Annotated in this window: 18 protein-coding genes and 2 pseudogenes; 16 read left to right on the top strand and 4 right to left on the bottom strand. The window is 64.4% G+C overall.

Going from position 1 to position 17,123, the window contains the following annotated elements; genetic code table 11:
• Positions 1 to 4: 4 nt before the first annotated feature.
• Positions 5 to 277, bottom strand: a complete 273-nt coding sequence (locus ACQ86E_RS32570) for a hypothetical protein (protein WP_431203434.1) — start codon at positions 275 to 277, stop codon at positions 5 to 7.
• 115 nt (positions 278 to 392) lie between these two features.
• Between ACQ86E_RS32570 and ACQ86E_RS32565 the strand changes: the two genes are divergently transcribed.
• Positions 393 to 731: a DUF6883 domain-containing protein gene (locus ACQ86E_RS32565; RefSeq protein ID WP_431203433.1), complete on the top strand. Its 339-nt coding sequence runs from the start codon at positions 393 to 395 to the stop codon at positions 729 to 731.
• A complete protein-coding gene (locus tag ACQ86E_RS32560; RefSeq protein WP_431203432.1) occupies positions 731 to 964 on the top strand; it encodes a DUF4926 domain-containing protein in 234 nt (77 codons plus the stop codon). The genes ACQ86E_RS32565 and ACQ86E_RS32560 overlap by 1 nt, the downstream gene beginning before the upstream one ends.
• A 126-nt stretch (positions 965 to 1,090) precedes the next feature.
• Here ACQ86E_RS32560 and ACQ86E_RS32555 read toward each other — a convergent pair whose 3' ends face one another.
• Both ACQ86E_RS32555 and erpA read right to left on the bottom strand, forming a co-directional pair.
• Positions 1,091 to 1,993 (bottom strand): hypothetical protein, encoded by a 903-nt coding sequence (locus ACQ86E_RS32555; protein ID WP_431203431.1) that lies wholly within the window; start codon positions 1,991 to 1,993, stop codon positions 1,091 to 1,093.
• A 273-nt stretch (positions 1,994 to 2,266) separates the two neighbouring features.
• Positions 2,267 to 2,596 (bottom strand): iron-sulfur cluster insertion protein ErpA, encoded by a 330-nt coding sequence (gene erpA / locus ACQ86E_RS32550; protein WP_431203430.1) that lies wholly within the window; start codon positions 2,594 to 2,596, stop codon positions 2,267 to 2,269.
• 136 nt (positions 2,597 to 2,732) lie between these two features.
• Between erpA and ACQ86E_RS32545 the strand changes: the two are divergent.
• From ACQ86E_RS32545 to ACQ86E_RS32485, 13 genes and pseudogenes are all read left to right on the top strand, one after another.
• Positions 2,733 to 3,942: pseudogene (locus ACQ86E_RS32545) on the top strand (deoxyguanosinetriphosphate triphosphohydrolase).
• Positions 3,943 to 3,951: 9 nt separating this feature from the next.
• Positions 3,952 to 5,742, top strand: coding sequence for an arginine--tRNA ligase (gene argS / locus ACQ86E_RS32540; RefSeq protein ID WP_431203429.1), 1,791 nt, complete (start codon positions 3,952 to 3,954; stop codon positions 5,740 to 5,742).
• Positions 5,743 to 5,882: 140 nt separating this feature from the next.
• Positions 5,883 to 7,433: an SPOR domain-containing protein gene (locus ACQ86E_RS32535; RefSeq protein WP_431206625.1), complete on the top strand. Its 1,551-nt coding sequence runs from the start codon at positions 5,883 to 5,885 to the stop codon at positions 7,431 to 7,433.
• 45 nt (positions 7,434 to 7,478) lie between these two features.
• Positions 7,479 to 8,507, top strand: coding sequence for a beta-N-acetylhexosaminidase (nagZ, locus tag ACQ86E_RS32530; RefSeq protein WP_431203428.1), 1,029 nt, complete (start codon positions 7,479 to 7,481; stop codon positions 8,505 to 8,507).
• Positions 8,504 to 9,343, top strand: a complete 840-nt coding sequence (locus ACQ86E_RS32525) for a segregation and condensation protein A (protein ID WP_339033702.1) — start codon at positions 8,504 to 8,506, stop codon at positions 9,341 to 9,343. Before nagZ ends, ACQ86E_RS32525 begins: the two co-directional genes overlap by 4 nt.
• 21 nt (positions 9,344 to 9,364) lie before the next feature.
• Positions 9,365 to 10,126 carry an SMC-Scp complex subunit ScpB gene (gene scpB / locus ACQ86E_RS32520; RefSeq protein WP_431203427.1) on the top strand — a complete coding sequence of 254 codons (762 nt, stop codon included), beginning with the start codon at positions 9,365 to 9,367 and terminating at the stop codon, positions 10,124 to 10,126.
• Positions 10,127 to 10,291: 165 nt separating this feature from the next.
• Entirely contained in the window at positions 10,292 to 10,525 is a 234-nt protein-coding gene (locus ACQ86E_RS32515) for a twin-arginine translocase TatA/TatE family subunit (protein ID WP_431203426.1), read from the top strand.
• 86 nt (positions 10,526 to 10,611) lie between these two features.
• Positions 10,612 to 11,129, top strand: a pseudogene (gene tatB / locus ACQ86E_RS32510) (Sec-independent protein translocase protein TatB).
• Positions 11,126 to 11,938, top strand: coding sequence for a twin-arginine translocase subunit TatC (gene tatC / locus ACQ86E_RS32505; protein ID WP_431203425.1), 813 nt, complete (start codon positions 11,126 to 11,128; stop codon positions 11,936 to 11,938). The pseudogene tatB and the gene tatC overlap by 4 nt, the downstream one beginning before the upstream one ends.
• 138 nt (positions 11,939 to 12,076) lie before the next feature.
• Entirely contained in the window at positions 12,077 to 13,408 is a 1,332-nt protein-coding gene (gene serS / locus ACQ86E_RS32500) for a serine--tRNA ligase (RefSeq protein ID WP_431203424.1), read from the top strand.
• A gap of 94 nt (positions 13,409 to 13,502) precedes the next feature.
• Positions 13,503 to 13,877: a hypothetical protein gene (locus tag ACQ86E_RS32495; protein ID WP_431203423.1), complete on the top strand. Its 375-nt coding sequence runs from the start codon at positions 13,503 to 13,505 to the stop codon at positions 13,875 to 13,877.
• A gap of 107 nt (positions 13,878 to 13,984) precedes the next feature.
• The gene (gene surE / locus ACQ86E_RS32490) at positions 13,985 to 14,752 is read left to right on the top strand and encodes a 5'/3'-nucleotidase SurE (RefSeq protein WP_431203422.1); all 768 of its coding nucleotides are present in this window, start codon (positions 13,985 to 13,987) and stop codon (positions 14,750 to 14,752) included.
• Between the two features lie 97 nt (positions 14,753 to 14,849).
• A protein-coding gene (locus tag ACQ86E_RS32485) for an IS630 family transposase (protein WP_431206431.1) occupies positions 14,850 to 15,796 on the top strand; the annotation gives its coding sequence in 2 pieces (ribosomal slippage) (positions 14,850 to 15,186 and positions 15,186 to 15,796; 948 coding nt in all).
• Between the two features lie 11 nt (positions 15,797 to 15,807).
• On the opposite strand, the gene ACQ86E_RS32480 is transcribed toward ACQ86E_RS32485, so the two are convergent.
• Positions 15,808 to 16,179, bottom strand: a complete 372-nt coding sequence (locus tag ACQ86E_RS32480; protein ID WP_375314507.1) for a response regulator — start codon at positions 16,177 to 16,179, stop codon at positions 15,808 to 15,810.
• A 228-nt stretch (positions 16,180 to 16,407) separates the two neighbouring features.
• Between ACQ86E_RS32480 and ACQ86E_RS32475 the strand changes: the two genes are divergently transcribed.
• Positions 16,408 to 17,058, top strand: coding sequence for a protein-L-isoaspartate(D-aspartate) O-methyltransferase (locus tag ACQ86E_RS32475; protein ID WP_431203421.1), 651 nt, complete (start codon positions 16,408 to 16,410; stop codon positions 17,056 to 17,058).
• Positions 17,059 to 17,123: the final 65 nt, after the last annotated feature.

Below are 17,123 nucleotides of genomic sequence, written 5' to 3'. Positions count from 1 at the left end.
GCCGTCACAATTTTCCATAGACCCGCCCGGCGAGCGCCTTGAGGCGCTCGACCGAGCCGGACTCCGGGTGCGGCTTGACCGGCGCGAACAGGATCGACGCCTGCCTGCCGTTCTTCCAGACGAAGATGTTGACGGCATTGCCGTTGCCCTTGGTGCAGGAATGTTCGCCGAACGCTTCACGGCCGAGCTCGGGGATCGCCAGATGTTGGCAGGGACCAGGGCGCATCATCATGCCGACGGCGGTGTCGCGCGACATCGTGATCACCGCGACGGTCATCGTATGACGGTCTTAGTGCCGGACTGCACCCCGAAGTGAGACACGCGGTCAATCGCGCTCGGGGACAGTACTGCTGGGGCTTGCGCTCCACATGATGTGAAGCCAGTCTGCCGCGATGACAAAGCGTCTGCCGAACGGCGGTCAGGCACTCCTCGATATGCGCAAGATCGAGGACTATTGTTTGGATCCCTCCCATCCGCGGGGCCGGCACAAAGCCCGGGTATTCCGTGAGGCCATTGGCCTTCAGTGGAGCGATGCATCGTGGCTGCGTGATGCTCTGCTCGAAGCTGCACAATCCGGCGAAGCCTTACGGGATGGAGAGGGGGCTTGGGGGACGCATTGGCGTCTCGATACGACCCTGAGGCGACAGGGGAAGAGTGTTGTGGTAAGAACAATCTGGATCATACGAACCGGCGAGACGGTGCCGAGGTTCGTCACCTGCTGGGTGTTGTGATGAGAACGAAAAAGGCCAGGAACCAAGGACCGTCCATTCTGGACGTGGTGGCATTGCTGACGGACCTTCCCGGACAGCAGCTTGCCCGTGGACAGGTCGGCACGGTCGTCGAACAGCTTGATGACAAGACGCTGCTCGTGGAGTTTAGCGACGATCAGGGCCGTGCCTACGCGCTTACGCCCTGCCAGGGGGCCGAATTGCTCGTCTTGCATTATGTCCCGGAAGCCGCCTGAACGTCGTACGGCAAGGCAGAAATGGTGCCCTTGGCGGTCGATAAAGTGCTCAGGCTGAGACGAGCCGATGGCGCTCGCCACGGCTGACATTGCCGCTGGACTGCAGCGGGCCGCAAGGGCCCCCCGTTACAGCTTTCCATAGACCCGCGCGGCGACCGCCTTGAGGCGCTCGACCGAGCCGGACTCCGGGTGCGGCTTGACCGGCGCGAACAAAATCGACGCCTGTCTGCCGTTCTTCCAGACGAAGATGTTGACGGCATTGCCGTTGCCCTTGGTGCAGGAATGCTCGCCGAACGCTTCACGGCCGAGCTCGGGGATTGCCAGATGTTGGCAGGGACCTTGGCGCTTCATCATGCCGACGGCGGTGTCGCGCGAGGTCGTAATCACCGCGACGACCATGGTGTTGGCTTCTCGATCGAACATCATGCAGCTGCCCGTGCCGGTCCGCTGGACCTGCAGCGTGCTCTTGTCGAGGAAGCCGTCGGCATCGGCCGCGGTGAGCCACTCGCAGCCGCCGAACCGCTCGCTGGTCTTGCTCATGTTTCCAACGGCAATACGCGCGACCTGGGTAAGGGGGCCGAGCAGTGCGTCGTCGGCGCGCCGGCCGATCGGATAGACGCTGATTTGCAGAATGTAGTCGCCGGACAGAGCGAGGACCGAAGCCTCCTGGCCCTGCGCGTCGGCGGCAGTCGTCCCGCGTTGGCCTTCGTCGCCGATGTCAGCCATTGCGCTCAGCGGCATGCGCTCGCCAAGCGTCTTGACGAAGGTCGCGTACAATTCCCTGGCGCGGTCCTTGTCGGGATTGCGGAACACGGTCAGCATCATCGTGTCGCCGCGCCCGCCCTGGTAGATGCAGCCGCGGCCGTCCTGATTTGAAATCAGCGACCATTTGAGCGCCGGCATCGCGCCGGCGAGGTCCTTGGATGTGATGAAGGGGCAGGTTTCGGCAGCGTTCGCGGGAAGCACCGGGAGGACCGCGATTGCGAGGAGCAGGGCGAGGCAAGCGAACAGACGAACGATCATGCGCATTAGAAAATTGATTACCGCTATCGGCGCCGTTGACGATGTTTCAGTTTTTCGAAGGACTGCACTGCGGGCAGGGGCCGCTTCGGCAGCGAGGCTGTATCGACCCCGCCGCGCGTGTGTCTGGTCGAGCTCCCGCCCTTGGGGATCTCGCGATGATCCTAACTTACCCCTGTTTTGCCCGACGCGTCAACCGACTTTCGTAAAAGCCGAAATTCGCCGTGCCGTGCCGACGTCCCGGCTACTGTGCATGGGGTTGTTTTCCAGTTTTGAAATGGATCAGATCGAGAAGCTGGTCCCGCAGCCGCAGGACGCCGTCGCGTTCGGATTGTTGACGCGGAACGAGGCGCCGATCAGATCGTCGACGAAATCGACCTGCGATCCCGCCAAAAACGGCTGGGAGGCGGAATCGACCAGCACCACGGCGTTCTCCTGCTCGATCACGAGATCGTCGTCGGTCCGGGCGCGGTCGATGTCGAACTTGTACTGGAAGCCGGAACAGCCGCCGCCCTCGACCGAGATGCGCAGCATCGCGCCGGTGCCTTCGCCTTTGAGGATCTCCCCAATCCGGCGTGCGGCGCGGTCACTGATGGTCACATCGTTCGTCATGGCTCGTCTCCGATAGGTCCGCGGTCATACCAAATTCACTTGTCAGGTTCACCTGCCCAATTCATTTGGTATCGCGCGTCCGGCATAGTTAAGTGCAAGGATACGCAGAATCAAATGGATAGGGACTAAATTCGCCGTGTCCGTCGGAATGGCAGCCCCCCGCGCGCCCTTTGCCTGCGACCCCGATCGCAGCCGCGGCCGGCTGGTCGCCGAGCCGCCGAGCCGGACCCGCAGCCCGTTCCGGCGCGATTGCGACCGGGTGATCCATTCCACTGCGTTCCGCCGCCTGGAAGTACAAGACCCAGGTGTTCGTGTTCCACGAGGGCGATCACTACCGGACCCGGCTGACCCATTCGCTGGAGGTGGCCCAGATCGCCCGGGCGCTGGCCCGCCAGCTTGGGCTCGACGAGGACCTCACCGAAACGCTGGCGCTCGCCCATGATCTTGGCCATCCGCCGTTCGGGCATGCCGGCGAGCGGGCGCTGGACGCGTGCCTGAGGGATTTTGGCGGCTTCGACCACAATGCCCAGACGCTCCGCGTCGTCGCCTCGCTCGAGCACCGCTATCCCGAGTTCGACGGGCTCAACCTGACCTGGGAGTCGCTGGAGGGCATCGTCAAGCACAACGGCCCGCTGACCGATCGCAGCGGCGCGCCGGTCGGGCGCTATCGCGAGCATGGCATTCCCGTCGGCATCGCCGACTACACCAGGACCTACGACCTCGAACTCTGGAGCTTCGCCTCGCTCGAAGCCCAGGTCGCAGCGCTCGCCGACGACATCGCCTATGACGCGCACGATATCGACGATGGGCTGCGGGCCGGCCTGTTCCACCTCGACGATCTCAAGGTGATGCCGCTCACCGCGGAGATCATCGCCGACACTTCCGCGCACTACCCCGACCTCGAAGACGTCAGGCGCGGTGCCGAGCTGGTGCGCGAGCTGATCTCCCACCTGATCGGCGCAGTATTCGCGGAGGCGCAGAAGAACCTCGCCGCGGTGAAACCGCAATCGGCCCAGGACGTGCGCCAGCAGAGCCGGGCGCTGGTCGCGTTCCCCGCCGAGGTCGCCGAGGAGGAGGCCGCCATCAAGCGCTTTCTCTATCAGCACATGTACCGCCATAAGCGGGTGATGCGGGTGATGGGGGAGGCCGAGCAGATCCTGTTCGACCTGTTCGCGAAATACCTGAAGGTGCCGGCCGAGCTGCCGCCGGAATGGCTGGCAGGGGCGGAGGCGGACGATGAGGGCGATCGGGCCCGCCGGATCGGCAATTTCATTGCCGGAATGACCGACCGTTTCGCCCTGACCGAACACCAGCGGCTCTTTGACTCGACCCCGGATTTGCGTTAGGCGGCGGCCATGCCCGAGACATCCTCATCCCTGCATTTGTTCGCCGACGTGCTCGCACGCGTGCACGCCGTCTGCCGCGCGCTCGCGAAGGACGCCGGCTGGCCCGAGGGCATCGATTTCTCCCGCGTGGTGGTCGAGCCGCCGCGCGATGCCTCCCATGGCGACATGGCGACCAACGCCGCGATGGTGCTCGCGAAAGAGGCCAAGGCCAAGCCGCGCGATCTTGCCGAGCAGATCGCCGAGTGGCTGCGCGCTGACGCGCTGATCGCCAAGGTCGATGTCGCCGGTCCCGGCTTCATCAATCTGACGCTGAAGCCGGCCGCCTGGGCGGAGGCGCTGCGCACCGTGCTGCGTGAGGGCGCCGACTATGGCCGCGTCCGGGGCGGCTCCAAAGTGAACGTCGAGTACGTCTCGGCCAATCCGACCGGACCGATGCATGTCGGCCATTGCCGCGGCGCCGTGTTTGGCGATGCGCTGTCGAGCCTGCTCGGTTTCGCGGGGCACGACGTTACGCGGGAATATTACATCAACGATGCTGGCGCACAGGTCGACGTGCTCGCGCGGTCCGCGTTCCTGCGGTATCGCGAGGCGCTCGGCGAGGACATCGGCGCGATCCCGGAAGGGCTCTATCCTGGCGACTATCTGAAGCCGGTGGGAGCAGCGCTCGCGAAGGAGCACGGCGACAAGCTCCTCGCGATGAGCGAGGCGCAATGGCTGCCGACCGTGCGCGCCAAGGCGATCGCGATGATGATGGATGAGATCAAGGACGATCTGGCCGCCCTCAACATCCGTCACGACGTGTTCTTCTCGGAGCGCTCGCTGATCGAGAGCGGCAACAACAAGGTCGCCGAGACCATCGATTTCCTGAAGGCCAAGGGCGACATCTACGAGGGGCGCCTGCCGCCGCCGAAGGGCGCGCCGGTCGAGGACTGGGAAGACCGCGAGCAGTTGCTGTTCAAGGCGACCGCCTACGGCGACGACGTCGATCGTCCGCTGATCAAGTCGGACAATTCCTACACCTACTTCGCTTCCGACATCGCCTACCACAAGAACAAGTTCGACCGTGGTTTTGCGGAGATGATCGACGTCTGGGGCGCCGATCATGGCGGCTATATCAAGCGCATGCAGGCGGCGGTGAAGGCGACGACGTCAGGCAAGGGCGCGCTCGACGTCAAGATCGTCCAGCTCGTGAAGTTGCTGCGCAACGGCGAACCGGTGAAAATGTCGAAGCGGAGCGGGGACTTCGTCACCTTGCGTGAGGTGGTGGATGAGGTCGGGCAGGACGCCGTCCGCTTCATGATGCTCTACCGCAAGAACGACGCGGTGCTCGACTTCGACCTCGCCAAGGTCATGGAACAATCGCGCGACAATCCGGTGTTCTACGTCCAGTACGGCCACGCCCGCGGCCACTCGATCTTCCGCAATGCGCGGACGGAAGTGTTCCCGGATCTGCCCGAGAACTCGGAGAAGCGGATTGCCTGGCTCGGTGAGTCGGCCGTGGAGCGGCTGTCGGACCCCGTGGAGCTCGACCTTCTCAGGCGGATCGCAATTTATCCGCGGATGCTGGAAGCGGCCGCAAGCGCTCACGAGCCGCACCGAATTGCCTTTTATCTCTATGATTTAGCCAGCGAATTTCATGCACTTTGGACGAAGGGGCGGGATTTGCCCTATTTACGCTTCATTATCAATAATGATGCAGAGCTAACGAAGGCGCGGCTGGCCATGGTCCAGGGCGTCGTCTCTGTCCTGGCATCGGGCCTCGCCATCCTCGGCGTCCATGCTCCGGACGAGATGCGGTAGTTTGGGGCGAACTACTCAAAGGGATTTCGGGGGTAACCGGCAGAAGCCGGATCGCTTAGACTTGGTTGAAAGCCTTGTGGGTCGGAAGCCGTGCCTTGGTCGAGGGGCGCGCGGCTTTCCCGAAGGGACACATCATCACGATGGCCGAACGATATCAGGACAGACGGTTTTCCTCCGATGACTATGGTCGCGGTGACGATCCGCATGGCAAGCCGGAAACCGATCCCTTGGCCGAGCTCGCCCGCCTGATCGGACAGACCGATCCGTTTGCAGCGCAGGGCCGGCCCAGTGCGCCACCACCTGCTGCACCAGCGCCTACCCAAAGCTACCAGGAAGACGACTACCCGCAGGACGATTATCAGCAGGATTACGCCGAGCAGGCCCCGCCGCCGCCCGGGCCGCCCTCATGGATGCGGCGCGCCAACGTGCAGCCGGCGCCAGCGCCAGAGCCCGACTATCCTGTCTCCGTGAACCCGGTTCATCCATTGCATCGCTATTCAGCCCAGCCGACCGCGCCCGAACCTGATTTTCATCAGCCGCAAACCTATCAGGACCAAGCCTATCAGGATCGGGCGTATCAGGGGCATACGCTGCAGCCGCAGGATCAGGCTTACCAGGAGCCAGCCTATCAGGAGCCGTATCAGCAGCCCGATCCGGCGCGCTACGACGATGCGCTCTACGGACGGCTTGAGGCGGGCGAGCAGGACTATCAGCGCGATCCTGCCTATCCCGACGATCCCTACGCCTTTCAGAGCGATTATCCCGAGGCTGATCTCGACGAGCCGAAGAAGCCGCGCGGCGGCATGATGACGGTCGCGGCGATCCTCGCGCTTGCCGTGGTCGGCACCGGTGCGGCCTTCGCCTACAAAACATATGTCGGGTCGCCCCGCAGCGGCGAGCCGCCGATCATCAAGGCCGACAACACGCCAACCAAGATCGTGCCGGCGCCGACGGACTCCGGTGCCAAGGTGCCCGATCGCATGGCGAGCGGCGACGGTTCCGAAAAGATCGTGCCGCGCGAAGAGGCGCCCGTCGACGTCAATGCCAGGGCGGGCGGTCCTCGCGTGGTGTTTCCGCCGCTGAACCAGAATGCGAACCCGCCGTCGGTATCGAGCGTCTCGCCGTCCGCGGCGCTGCCGCCGGGCGCGGGTCAAATGGCGAGCAACGGCACGTTGCCGAACAACTCGCCGCGCCCGGTCAGGACCGTGGCCGTGCGAGGCGATCAGACCGATAGCGCCGTGCCGCAGTCGGCAGCGACCAAGCCCGCAACTGCGCCGAAGCCGGTGGCTGCACCCGCAGCGCCGCGCAATCCGACCTCGGCCAATGCGAGTGCCAATCAGCCCATGTCGCTTGCGCCGCAATCCGCGGCCGAGCCGCCGCAGCGGATGGCCGCAACCAACCCGACACAGCTCGCGCCTGCCAGCAGTGGCGGTGGCGGCTACGTCGTGCAGGTCTCATCGCAGCAGAGCGAGGACAGCGCGGCTGCGTCCTACCGCGTGCTTCAGAGCAAGTATGGCAGCGTGCTGGGCTCCCGCTCGCCTGTCATCAAGCGGGTCGATCTTACCGACAAGGGCAAGGGGATCGTCTACCGCGCCTTCGCTGGCCCCTATGGATCGGCCGAGGAGGCGACGCAGGCCTGCAACAGCCTGAAGTCTGCGGGCTTGTCGGCCTGCTTCGTCCAGAGGAATTAACGGCCGTTTCCTTGACCCCTCGCGGGGCAGGGTTAATCGGCCCTTATGAGCACGCGGGCCTTCATTACCGGCGTATCCGGAACGGAACTGACCGCCGCAGAGCGGGAGTTTATCCGTGCCGAACGCCCATGGGGCTTCATCCTCTTCAAGCGCAATGTCGCGACACCGGCTCAAGTTGCTGCGCTGGTTGCGGAATTGCGGGCAGTTGCAGGGTCCGCTGACGCGCCCGTCCTGATCGACCAGGAGGGCGGACGGGTGCAGCGGCTGGGTCCGCCGCACTGGCCGGTCTACCCGCCGGGCGCCATTTTCGCGAGCTTGTACGACATTGATTCGGCCCTCGGGCTCACCGCAGCGCGTCTCAGCGCCCGGTTGATCGCAGCCGATCTCGCCGATCTCGGCATTACCGTGGATTGCTTGCCGCTGGCTGACGTGCCGGTCGCGGGCGCCGACGCCGTCATCGGCAACCGGGCCTACGGCACCGAGCCGGGCAAGGTTGCCGAAATCGCGCGCGCCATCACTGAGGGCCTGGAACAGGGCGGCGTGCTGCCGGTGCTCAAGCACATCCCCGGCCACGGCCGGGCCACCGCCGACACCCATTTCAAGCTGCCGACGGTCGATACGTCCCGAGTCGAGCTCGAGCGCACCGACTTCGCCGCGTTCAAGCCGCTGGCGGACCTGCCGATGGCCATGACTGCACATGTTGTGTTTAGCGCGGTCGACCCCGCCCATCCGGCGACGACTTCTGCGACAATGATCGCTCAGGTGATTCGCGGCGTGATCGGGTTCCAGGGTTTGTTAATGAGTGATGACGTGTCGATGAACGCGCTGTCGGGGAATATCGCAGAGCGGACCCGCGCCATCTTCGCCGCCGGTTGCGACGTCGCCCTGCATTGCAACGGCAATATCGAGGAAATGCGCGAGGTTGCCGCCCAGACACCTGAATTGTCCGGCAAGGCGCTGGAGCGGGCGAACGCCGCGCTCGCCGCGCGCAAGGCGCCGCAGCCGTTCGATCGGGCGGCCGCACGTTCGCAGCTGGACGGATTGATCGCACGGGCAAACACGGCATCCGCATGACCGCAGAAATTCTATCGTTTGAAACCGGGCGGCCCGCAGAGCTGGCCGAGGATGAACCGGCGTTGGTAGTGGACGTCGAGGGCTATGAAGGCCCGCTCGACCTGCTGCTCGCGCTGGCGCGGAATCAGAAGGTCGATCTCGCCAAAATCTCGATCCTGGCGCTGGCCGACCAGTATCTCCACTTCATCGAAGCCGCGCGAAAGATCCGGCTCGAGCTTGCGGCCGACTATCTCGTGATGGCGGCCTGGCTCGCCTTCCTGAAGTCGCGCCTGCTGCTGCCGGAGCCGCCGAGTGCCGAAGGTCCGAGCGCAGAGCAGATGGCGACCGCGCTCGCCAACCGCCTGCGCCGGCTGGAAGCCATTCGCGAAGCTGCCAACCGTCTGATGAACCGCCAGCAATTGCTGCGCGACATCTTCCCGCGCGGCGAGCCCGAGCAGATCGCCGAGATCAAGCATCCGAAATATACCGCGACGCTGTACGACCTGCTCACCGCCTATGCCTCACAGCGCCAGTCGCGCGTGCTGGCGAGCGTGCATCTGGCCAAGCGCACGGTGTGGTCGCTCGCCGAGGCGCGCGCCACGCTGGAGCGGCTGGTCGGCAGCATCAGCGAACAGGACGACTGGGGCGTACTCGACGACTTCCTGATCCGGCACGTCGCCGATCCGACGCAGCGCGCGACGGTGTTCGCCTCGAGCTTTGCGGCTGCGCTCGAACTGGTGCGCGAAGGTCAGCTCGAATTGAACCAGAAAGAGGCGTTTGCGCCGATCTATTTCCGCAAGGGGCGTCCCAAGCCGGTTCCGGACGCAGCTCCTGCGCCCGACGCGCCGGTCGCTTAAGTGCAAGAAGGAGAATCTGCCATGGCAAGCCTGGCTGAAGTGCGGGTAGACGAGGCCGAGCCGATGGAGAACGAATCCCAGGCGCGTCCCGAGGAATTGCGGCTGCTTGAAGCGCTGCTGTTTGCGTCGAGCGAACCTCTGGATACCGCGACGCTGGCCAAGCGCATGCCGGAGGGCGTGGATGTCAAGGCCGCACTGGAGCAGCTGCAGGCCGACTATTCCCTGCGCGGCGTGAACCTCGTGCGGGTCGCCAACAAATGGACCTTCCGCACGGCGGGCGATCTCGCTTGGCTGATGACGCGGGAGAGCACCGAGACCCGCCGCCTGTCGCGCGCCGCGATCGAGGTGCTGGCGATCATCGCGTATCACCAGCCGGTGACGCGCGCCGAGATCGAGGAGATCCGCGGCGTCGTCACGTCGAAGGGCACGCTCGACGTGCTGCTGGAGACCGGCTGGATCAAGCCGCGCGGCCGGCGCAAGACGCCCGGCCGTCCCTTGACCTTCGGAACCACCGAGGACTTCCTGTCGCAGTTCACCCTGGAACAGCTCGGCGACCTGCCGGGTCTGGAAGAGTTGAAGGGCACGGGCCTGCTGGACTCGCGGCTGCCGACCGGATTTAGCGTACCGACGCCGTCGGATGACCCGCAGTTGCGCGAGGACGAGGATCCGCTGGAACCCGGTGAGGAGCTTGATCTGGCGCTGGCGCCTGCGGTCGAGCCCGAGACGCCCGAGGAGGTGCCGGAAGGCGGCAATGAGGGCGGCGAGGGCGGCAGCGAGGACTGACGTCCGGCCTTTCTCAAGTCGACTGCGACAGGTTAACACTAGCAAGATTACGTAGCGCCAACAGCGAATTGGCGCTGCCTTGGTCCTTGTTTTTGACACCTGCCAAGCCTACGTTCCGGTCAAGATCGGCCGGGTCCCGGCCATGGTTGTTTGGAGGGTTGCAGGATGGGTTCGCTTAGCATTTGGCACTGGATCCTGGTGATCGCAGTCGTCCTGCTGCTGTTCGGCCGCGGCAAGATTTCGGATCTGATGGGCGACGTGGCGCAGGGCATCAAGGCGTTCAAGAAAGGCATGCAGGACGACGACAAGGTCGCCGACAAGCCCGAGCCGGCCAAGTCGATCGAGCACAACGCGGCCTCGACCACAGCGCGGTCCGACGTCGGCAGCAAGGCCGTCTGAGCAAGAGTACGCGAGACGCGGGTAGCGGCCCCGATCCTGCGCGCGAGGGATTGGGCAGGTCGCGGCTGGCGTGAACGGAAGGCCTCATGTTCGACATCGGGTGGAGTGAACTGATCCTGATCGGGGTCGTTGCCCTGGTTGCCATCGGCCCGAAAGAGCTGCCGGGCGTGCTGCGCATGGTCGGTCAGTGGATGGGCAAGGCCCGCAAGATGGCCGCCGAATTCCAGGGCCAGTTCCAGGAAGCGATGCGCGAGGCCGAAATGGCCGACCTCAAAAGAGCTTTGACGAGGTCAAGGAAGCGGCTTCCGGCTTCGCCGGCAACAATCTGATGACCTCGCTCCAGAAGGACGTCAGCGACGCGCTTCGCGTCGATGCGCTGGACAAGCCGGCCGAGACAGCAACAACCACCGTGGTCGAACCTCCTGCAACTCCAACCACCCCGGAAGCCCCGACGCCGGAGACCTTCGTGGAAGCGGAGGCGCATGCGGCTGTGAACGAGCCGCTCGCCATCACCCGTGAGGTCGAGCAGGCGCAGGCCGCCCAGACCTCGGTGGCTCAGGACACCGCCGCCCCCGAAGCGATCAAGGACGCCAAAGCGTCATGAGCGACGCCGATATCGAGGCTAGCAAAGCCCCTTTGATGGATCACCTGATCGAGCTGCGGTCGCGGCTGATCAAGGCGCTGCTCGGGTTCGGCGTGGCGTTCATCCTCTGCTTCTTCTTCGCCAAGCAGATCTACAACGTGCTGGTCTGGCCGTTCGTGTGGGTCGCGGGTCCGGAGAACTCCAAGTTCATCTACACGGCGCTGCTGGAATATTTCATCACCCAGCTCAAGCTTGCACTGTTTGGCGCCGGCTTCATCTCGTTCCCGATCATCGCGACGCAGATCTACAAATTCGTTGCGCCGGGCCTCTACAAGCACGAGAAGAACGCCTTCGTGCCGTATCTGGTCGCGACGCCGTTCTTCTTCGTGCTGGGCGCGGCGCTGGTCTATTTCGTCGTGCTGCCGATGCTGGTGCGCTTTTCGCTCGGCATGCAGCAGGCTGGCAGCGACGAGACCGCGCAGATCCAGCTCTTGCCCAAGGTCGGCGAATATCTGTCGCTGATGATGTCGCTGATCTTCGCGTTCGGCATAGCCTTCCAGCTTCCGGTGATCCTGACGCTGCTCGGCCGGATCGGCATCGTCTCGGCGAAAATGCTGCGCGAGAAGCGCCGCTATTTCATCGTCATCGCATTCGTCATTGCGGCAGTGCTGACGCCGCCCGATATCCTGAGCCAGTGCTCGCTCGCGATTCCCTTGCTGGCGCTTTACGAGGGCTCGATCATCGCGGTGGCGATCGTGGAGAAGAAGGCGGCGGCCGCGCAGGCTGCCACCGGCACGGACGTATCGACGCCGGCCAATCCGGCGGAGTAGGGCGCGCTTTTCGCTCTATCATGTCGTTGCATCGCCCTTGATTCGTCACGCCCGGGCTTGACCCGGGCATCCACGACTTGATCTAAGGCGGCAGACGTGGATGGCCGGGATGAACCCGGCCATGACGGGAAGACAGCCATGCACGACATCAAATCGATCCGCGACAATCCGCAAGCCTTCGACGCCGGCCTCGCCCGGCGCGGCCTGAAGCCGTTGTCGGCCTCGCTGCTCGCGATCGACGAGAAGCGGCGTGCGGCGATCCTGGCCTCGGAGCAGGCGCAGGCGCGGCGCAATGCGGCCTCCAAGGAAATCGGCGACGCCAAGAAGGCGAAGGACGACGCGCGCGCAGCCAAGCTGATGGCGGAAGTGACCGAGCTCAAGACGACGATGCCGGAGCTCGAGGCCGCCGCGAAAGCCGCCGACGAGGAACTGTTGAAAGAACTGTCCGCCATCCCGAATATCCCCTTCGACGAAGTGCCCGATGGCGTCGACGAGCACGGCAACGTCCAGCACCATGTGTTCGGCAACAAGCGCAACTACGGCTTTGCCCCCAAGCTGCACGACGATCTCGGTGTCGCGCTCGGCTACATGGATTTCGAGGCGGCGGCAAAGCTCTCGGGCGCGCGCTTCGTTGTGCTGAAGAAGGGGCTGGCTCGGCTCGAACGTGCGATCGGCCAGTTTATGCTCGATCTGCATACGACTGAACACGGCTATACCGAGATCAACCCGCCGCTCCTGGTGCGCAACGAGGTGATGTTCGGCACCGGGCAATTACCAAAATTCGAGGATGACCAGTTCTGGGCGATCAGCGGCGAGCTGCTTGCCGCCCCCGATCTCGAGCGGCTGAAGACCGAACGCCTCGGCCTGATCCCGACCGCGGAAGTCTCGCTCACCAATCTCGTCCGCGAATCCATTCTCGACGAGAAGCAATTGCCGATGCGGCTGACTGCGCTGACGCCGTGCTTCCGCGCCGAGGCCGGCGCCGCCGGTCGCGACACGCGCGGCATGATCCGCCAGCACCAGTTCACCAAGGTCGAGCTGGTCTCGATCACGACGCCCGAGGCGGGCAAGGACGAGCTTGAGCGGATGCTGTCCTGCGCCGAGCAGGTGTTGCAGAAGCTCGACCTGCATTATCGCGTGATGACGCTCTGTGCAGGAGATATGGGCTTTTCGTCGCAAAAAACCTATGACATCGAGGTCTGGATGCCCGGGCAGGGCGAGAGTGGCATGTTCCGCGAGATCTCGAGCTGTTCGGTCTGCGGCGACTTCCAGGCACGGCGCATGGACGCGCGCTCGCGCGGCCCCGACGGCAAACCGCGCTTCGTGCACACGCTGAACGGCTCGGGCACAGCAGTCGGCCGCGCGCTGATCGCCGTGATGGAGACCTATCAGCAGGAGGACGGCTCGATCGCGGTCCCCAGCGTGCTGCAGCCCTATATGGGCGGGCTCAAGGTGGTTGCGCGCGACTAGGCATGTTGCCCTCCTGAAACGCGGAAACGTTTGGTTGCGAAGATCGGGCGGCCGGGTATCCTGCCGGTTGCCCGACAACGCGAACCCGACGTTCATGGCCTTGCACCGCGACATCTTCTGGGTCGGCCGACAATGGGCGGTCACGGGGGCCGGCATCCAGGCGGTCGACCAGCGCCTGCGCGGCGTGCTCGACATCGATGTCGCGCGGCTCTGGGATGATGACCTCGTGCAGAGCCGGCGGGCCAAGCCCGGTGTGAATGCCGCGGACTTTGACACGGCGCTGACGACGGCGCGTGACCGTTTTCCCAAGGTGCCGGTCGAGGCGCCGGAGCCGGACTCGATCGTGGCGCAACTTGAGGCGCTCGGCGTGATCGAGGCACCCATCGTGAACCCGGTCGTGCCGGCGATGCAATTGCGCGCCGAGGGCAAGCTCGCGCGCTTCCTGCCGCAATGGCGCATCCGCCGGTAACAGGACGGGGCCGGGGACCTGGCCGGCCCCGAAATGTGCCAGGTTTGCCTGATCGGCCGTTGCCGGATAAGACGGCTCGGACCCCGCTTCAGGAATCGACCTTTCGCATGCGCATTCTCTGCACCAATGACGACGGCATCCATGCTCCCGGCCTCAAGGTCGTGGAGGAGATCGCGAAGGCGTTGTCCGACGACGTCTGGGTGGTCGCGCCCGAGCTCGACCAATCCGGCGTGTCACATTCGCTGTCGCTGAACGATCCCTTGCGCCTGCGCGAGGTCGGCCCGCGGCACTTCGCCGTGCGCGGCACGCCGACCGACTGCGTCATCATGGGCGCGCGGCATATCCTGGGCACCCAGCCGCCGAACCTCATCCTGTCCGGTGTCAACAAGGGCCGCAACGTCGCCGAGGACGTGGTCTATTCCGGCACCATCGCCGGCGCGCTTGAAGGCACCATTTTGGGACTGCCGTCGTTTGCGCTGTCGCAGGAGTTCAGCGTCGAGACCCGCGACCAGCCGCCGTGGGACACCGCGCGCAGGTTCGGGCCCGATATCCTGCGCAAGGTGATCGCGGCCGGCGTCCCGAAGGACACCGTGATCAACGTCAACTTCCCGTCCTGTGCGCCGGAGGATGTGCTCGGCATCCGTGTCACGCGCCAGGGCAAGCGTAATCTCGGATTCCTGAGGGTCGACGAGCGCAGGGACGGCCGCAACAACCCCTATTTCTGGATCGGGTTCGAGCGCGCCGCCATGTTGGATGCGCCGGCTGAAGGCACCGATCTGGCAGCCCTCCGCGAGCGCTACGTCTCGGTCACGCCGCTCAGGCTCGACCGCACCAACGAGGCGTTTTCGGAAGCGCTGAGCGCGACGCTGAAGTAGCCCCTAGAGCGGTTCACAGATTTATTGAATCGGAAGGGATTCCGGAGCTGGGGCGAATATGATTCAAGATGCTGGCTGGGCTGGAGGCCAGCATCCGATGGTCCGACCAATTTCCAACGATTTACGTAAGCGCGCGGTGTCCGCCGTTGCCAAAGGTGAGAGCTGCCGATCCGTGGCAGAACGGTTTGGCGTTGCGGTCTCGTCAGTTGTGAAGTGGTCGCAGCGTTATCGAACAACCGGCTCGGTAGCGCCTGGCAAGATGGGCGGTCACCGCAAACCTGTGCTTGATCCGCACCGCGCCTTCATCGTCGAGCGGATCACTCAGACGCCGCACCTGACGCTGCATGGTCTGAAGGCGGAACTGGCAGCCCGCGGGGTCAAGGTCTCGCACAACGCAGTCTGGCTGTTCCTGCGCCGGGAAGGGCTGCGCTTCAAAAAACACTGTTCGCCCTCGAACAGGCACGCGCAGACGTCTCTCGTAGGCGCCAGCGTTGGCGATCCTGGCAGGCCGGGCTCGATCCGGGCCGGCTCGTCTTCATCGATGAGACCTGGATCAAGACCAACATGGCCCCTTTGCGAGGCTGGGGACCCAAAGGGGCCCGCCTGCGCGGCTTCGCCCCGCACGGGCACTGGCGTACCCTCACATTCCTCGGCGCGCTCCGCCATGACCAACTCACGGCACCCTGCGTCTTCGACGGCCCGATCAACGCTGAATGCTTCCGCGGTTACGTGAAGCACATTCTCCTGCCGACCCTGCGCGAAGGCGACATCGTCATCCTCGACAATCTCGGAAGCCACAAGTCGAAAGCCGTCAGGCAGATGATCAAGGCGGCTGGCGCCAGGCTATGGTACCTACCGCCGTACTCGCCCGACCTCAACCCGATCGAACAGGCCTTCTCCAAGATCAAACACTGGATGCGGCAAGCTCAGAAGCGCACCATCGAGGACACTTGGCGCCACATCGGTCACCTCGTCCAGGACATCCAACCACGCGAATGCGCCAACTACTTTGCTAACGCCGGTTATGCTTCAATCAAAATGTGAAACGCTCTAGACTAGCCGCCGCGAAGCGCGGCTTCGATGGTCTTGCCGAGCGCATCGAGCTGGAATGGCTTCTGCAGCGCCGGCCGGTCGCGATACTGCTCGGGCAGGCCGGAAGAGCCGTAGCCGGTGGCGAAGATGAACGGGCAGCCCTTCGCCTTGATGAGATCGGCAACCGGCGAGATGACCTTACCGTTGACGTTGACGTCGAGGATGGCGATGTCGAACTGGGTCGCTTCGGCAAGCCGCATGGCCTCGGCGATATCGCCGGCTTCAGCCGCTACTTTGAAGCCGAGCTCTTCGAGCATGTCCGCGACCATCATCCTGATCATCACCTCGTCCTCGACGAGGAATACAGAGCGGCCCGAAAGCCCTGTCGCGGTCATTGTCGTTGAGTCCTTGCCCATTTGCGGAAAACGTTCGCAGATAACGCAGATCGACGCAATGCGCGTTTCGGCGAACGGAGGAAAATGGCCTTTGCGGCTAAACCCGCCGCCAGCCAATTTGTGGTCAAATACCGCGAGCGAAGGCTATCATGGGTTCCTGAGCAGGAACAAGAATTTTGGCCCGGGCCTTGGGCTTCGCAAGCGATGATCCGGACGATACAGACAGCGATGACCTCCAATCAGCCTCCACCGGAAAAGATGATGTTTCAGCTCTCGCTGAGGCGTCGGGGCATTAGCGACCAGGCGGTGCTGCGAACCATGGAGGAGGTGCCGCGCGACCAGTTCGTCGAGGAGGCCGATCGCGAGGGGGCCTATCGTGACAGCGCGCTGCCGATCGCCTGCGGGCAGACGATCAGCCAGCCTTTCGTCGTCGCCTACATGACCGAGCAGCTCCAGCTTCAGAAGCACCACCGCGTGCTCGAAATCGGCACCGGCTCCGGCTATCAGGCCGCCGTGCTCTCGCGGCTCGCCGGGCAGGTGTTGACGGTGGAGCGCTACCGCAAGCTGGCGGACGTCGCGCGCGCCAGGATCGAGAAGCTCGGCTACCACAATGTCGAGGTGATGCTGGGCGACGGGCTCAATCTGCCCGCCAATATCGGCCCGTTCGACCGCATCATCGTCACGGCCGCGATGGAGCAGATCCCGGAGAACCTGGTCGAACGGCTCGAGGTCGGAGGCATCCTGATCGCGCCGGTTGGCCCGCATCAGGGCGTGCAGACGCTGATCCGGCTGAGCCGGACCGAGGCCGGGATCGAGCGCAAGGAACTCGTCGAGGTCCGGTTCGTGCCGGCGCTGCCCGGCGTGGCGCGGGAGCTGTAGATTTCCGGATTGGCTGTGCGGCCAACATCTTATTGGGAGGGTTAAGCCGTTATTTACTCGGCGCG

Origin of the sequence: Bradyrhizobium betae (assembly GCF_050632175.1) — a bacterium.
GTDB classification, from domain to species: Bacteria; Pseudomonadota; Alphaproteobacteria; order Rhizobiales; family Xanthobacteraceae; genus Bradyrhizobium; species Bradyrhizobium betae_B.
The sequence above is the reverse complement of the archived record's forward strand: the minus strand, read 5'-3'. Positions and strand labels throughout refer to the sequence as shown.

What these genes read in the sequence shown, in the direction of transcription:
- nagZ (WP_431203428.1), top strand. Translation starts at nt 7,479, where the DNA reads ATGAGCACGCGGGCCTTCATTACCGGCGTATCCGGAACGGAACTGACC.
- ACQ86E_RS32475 (WP_431203421.1), top strand. Translation starts at nt 16,408, where the DNA reads ATGACCTCCAATCAGCCTCCACCGGAAAAGATGATGTTTCAGCTCTCG.
- erpA (WP_431203430.1), bottom strand. Translation starts at nt 2,596, where the DNA reads ATGACGAACGATGTGACCATCAGTGACCGCGCCGCACGCCGGATTGGG.
- ACQ86E_RS32555 (WP_431203431.1), bottom strand. Translation starts at nt 1,993, where the DNA reads ATGCGCATGATCGTTCGTCTGTTCGCTTGCCTCGCCCTGCTCCTCGCA.
- ACQ86E_RS32515 (WP_431203426.1), top strand. Translation starts at nt 10,292, where the DNA reads ATGGGTTCGCTTAGCATTTGGCACTGGATCCTGGTGATCGCAGTCGTC.
- ACQ86E_RS32480 (WP_375314507.1), bottom strand. Translation starts at nt 16,179, where the DNA reads ATGACCGCGACAGGGCTTTCGGGCCGCTCTGTATTCCTCGTCGAGGAC.
- argS (WP_431203429.1), top strand. Translation starts at nt 3,952, where the DNA reads ATGCCCGAGACATCCTCATCCCTGCATTTGTTCGCCGACGTGCTCGCA.
- scpB (WP_431203427.1), top strand. Translation starts at nt 9,365, where the DNA reads ATGGCAAGCCTGGCTGAAGTGCGGGTAGACGAGGCCGAGCCGATGGAG.
- ACQ86E_RS32570 (WP_431203434.1), bottom strand. Translation starts at nt 277, where the DNA reads ATGACCGTCGCGGTGATCACGATGTCGCGCGACACCGCCGTCGGCATG.
- tatC (WP_431203425.1), top strand. Translation starts at nt 11,126, where the DNA reads ATGAGCGACGCCGATATCGAGGCTAGCAAAGCCCCTTTGATGGATCAC.
- ACQ86E_RS32535 (WP_431206625.1), top strand. Translation starts at nt 5,883, where the DNA reads ATGGCCGAACGATATCAGGACAGACGGTTTTCCTCCGATGACTATGGT.
- ACQ86E_RS32525 (WP_339033702.1), top strand. Translation starts at nt 8,504, where the DNA reads ATGACCGCAGAAATTCTATCGTTTGAAACCGGGCGGCCCGCAGAGCTG.
- serS (WP_431203424.1), top strand. Translation starts at nt 12,077, where the DNA reads ATGCACGACATCAAATCGATCCGCGACAATCCGCAAGCCTTCGACGCC.
- ACQ86E_RS32565 (WP_431203433.1), top strand. Translation starts at nt 393, where the DNA reads ATGACAAAGCGTCTGCCGAACGGCGGTCAGGCACTCCTCGATATGCGC.
- ACQ86E_RS32495 (WP_431203423.1), top strand. Translation starts at nt 13,503, where the DNA reads ATGGCCTTGCACCGCGACATCTTCTGGGTCGGCCGACAATGGGCGGTC.
- surE (WP_431203422.1), top strand. Translation starts at nt 13,985, where the DNA reads ATGCGCATTCTCTGCACCAATGACGACGGCATCCATGCTCCCGGCCTC.
- ACQ86E_RS32560 (WP_431203432.1), top strand. Translation starts at nt 731, where the DNA reads ATGAGAACGAAAAAGGCCAGGAACCAAGGACCGTCCATTCTGGACGTG.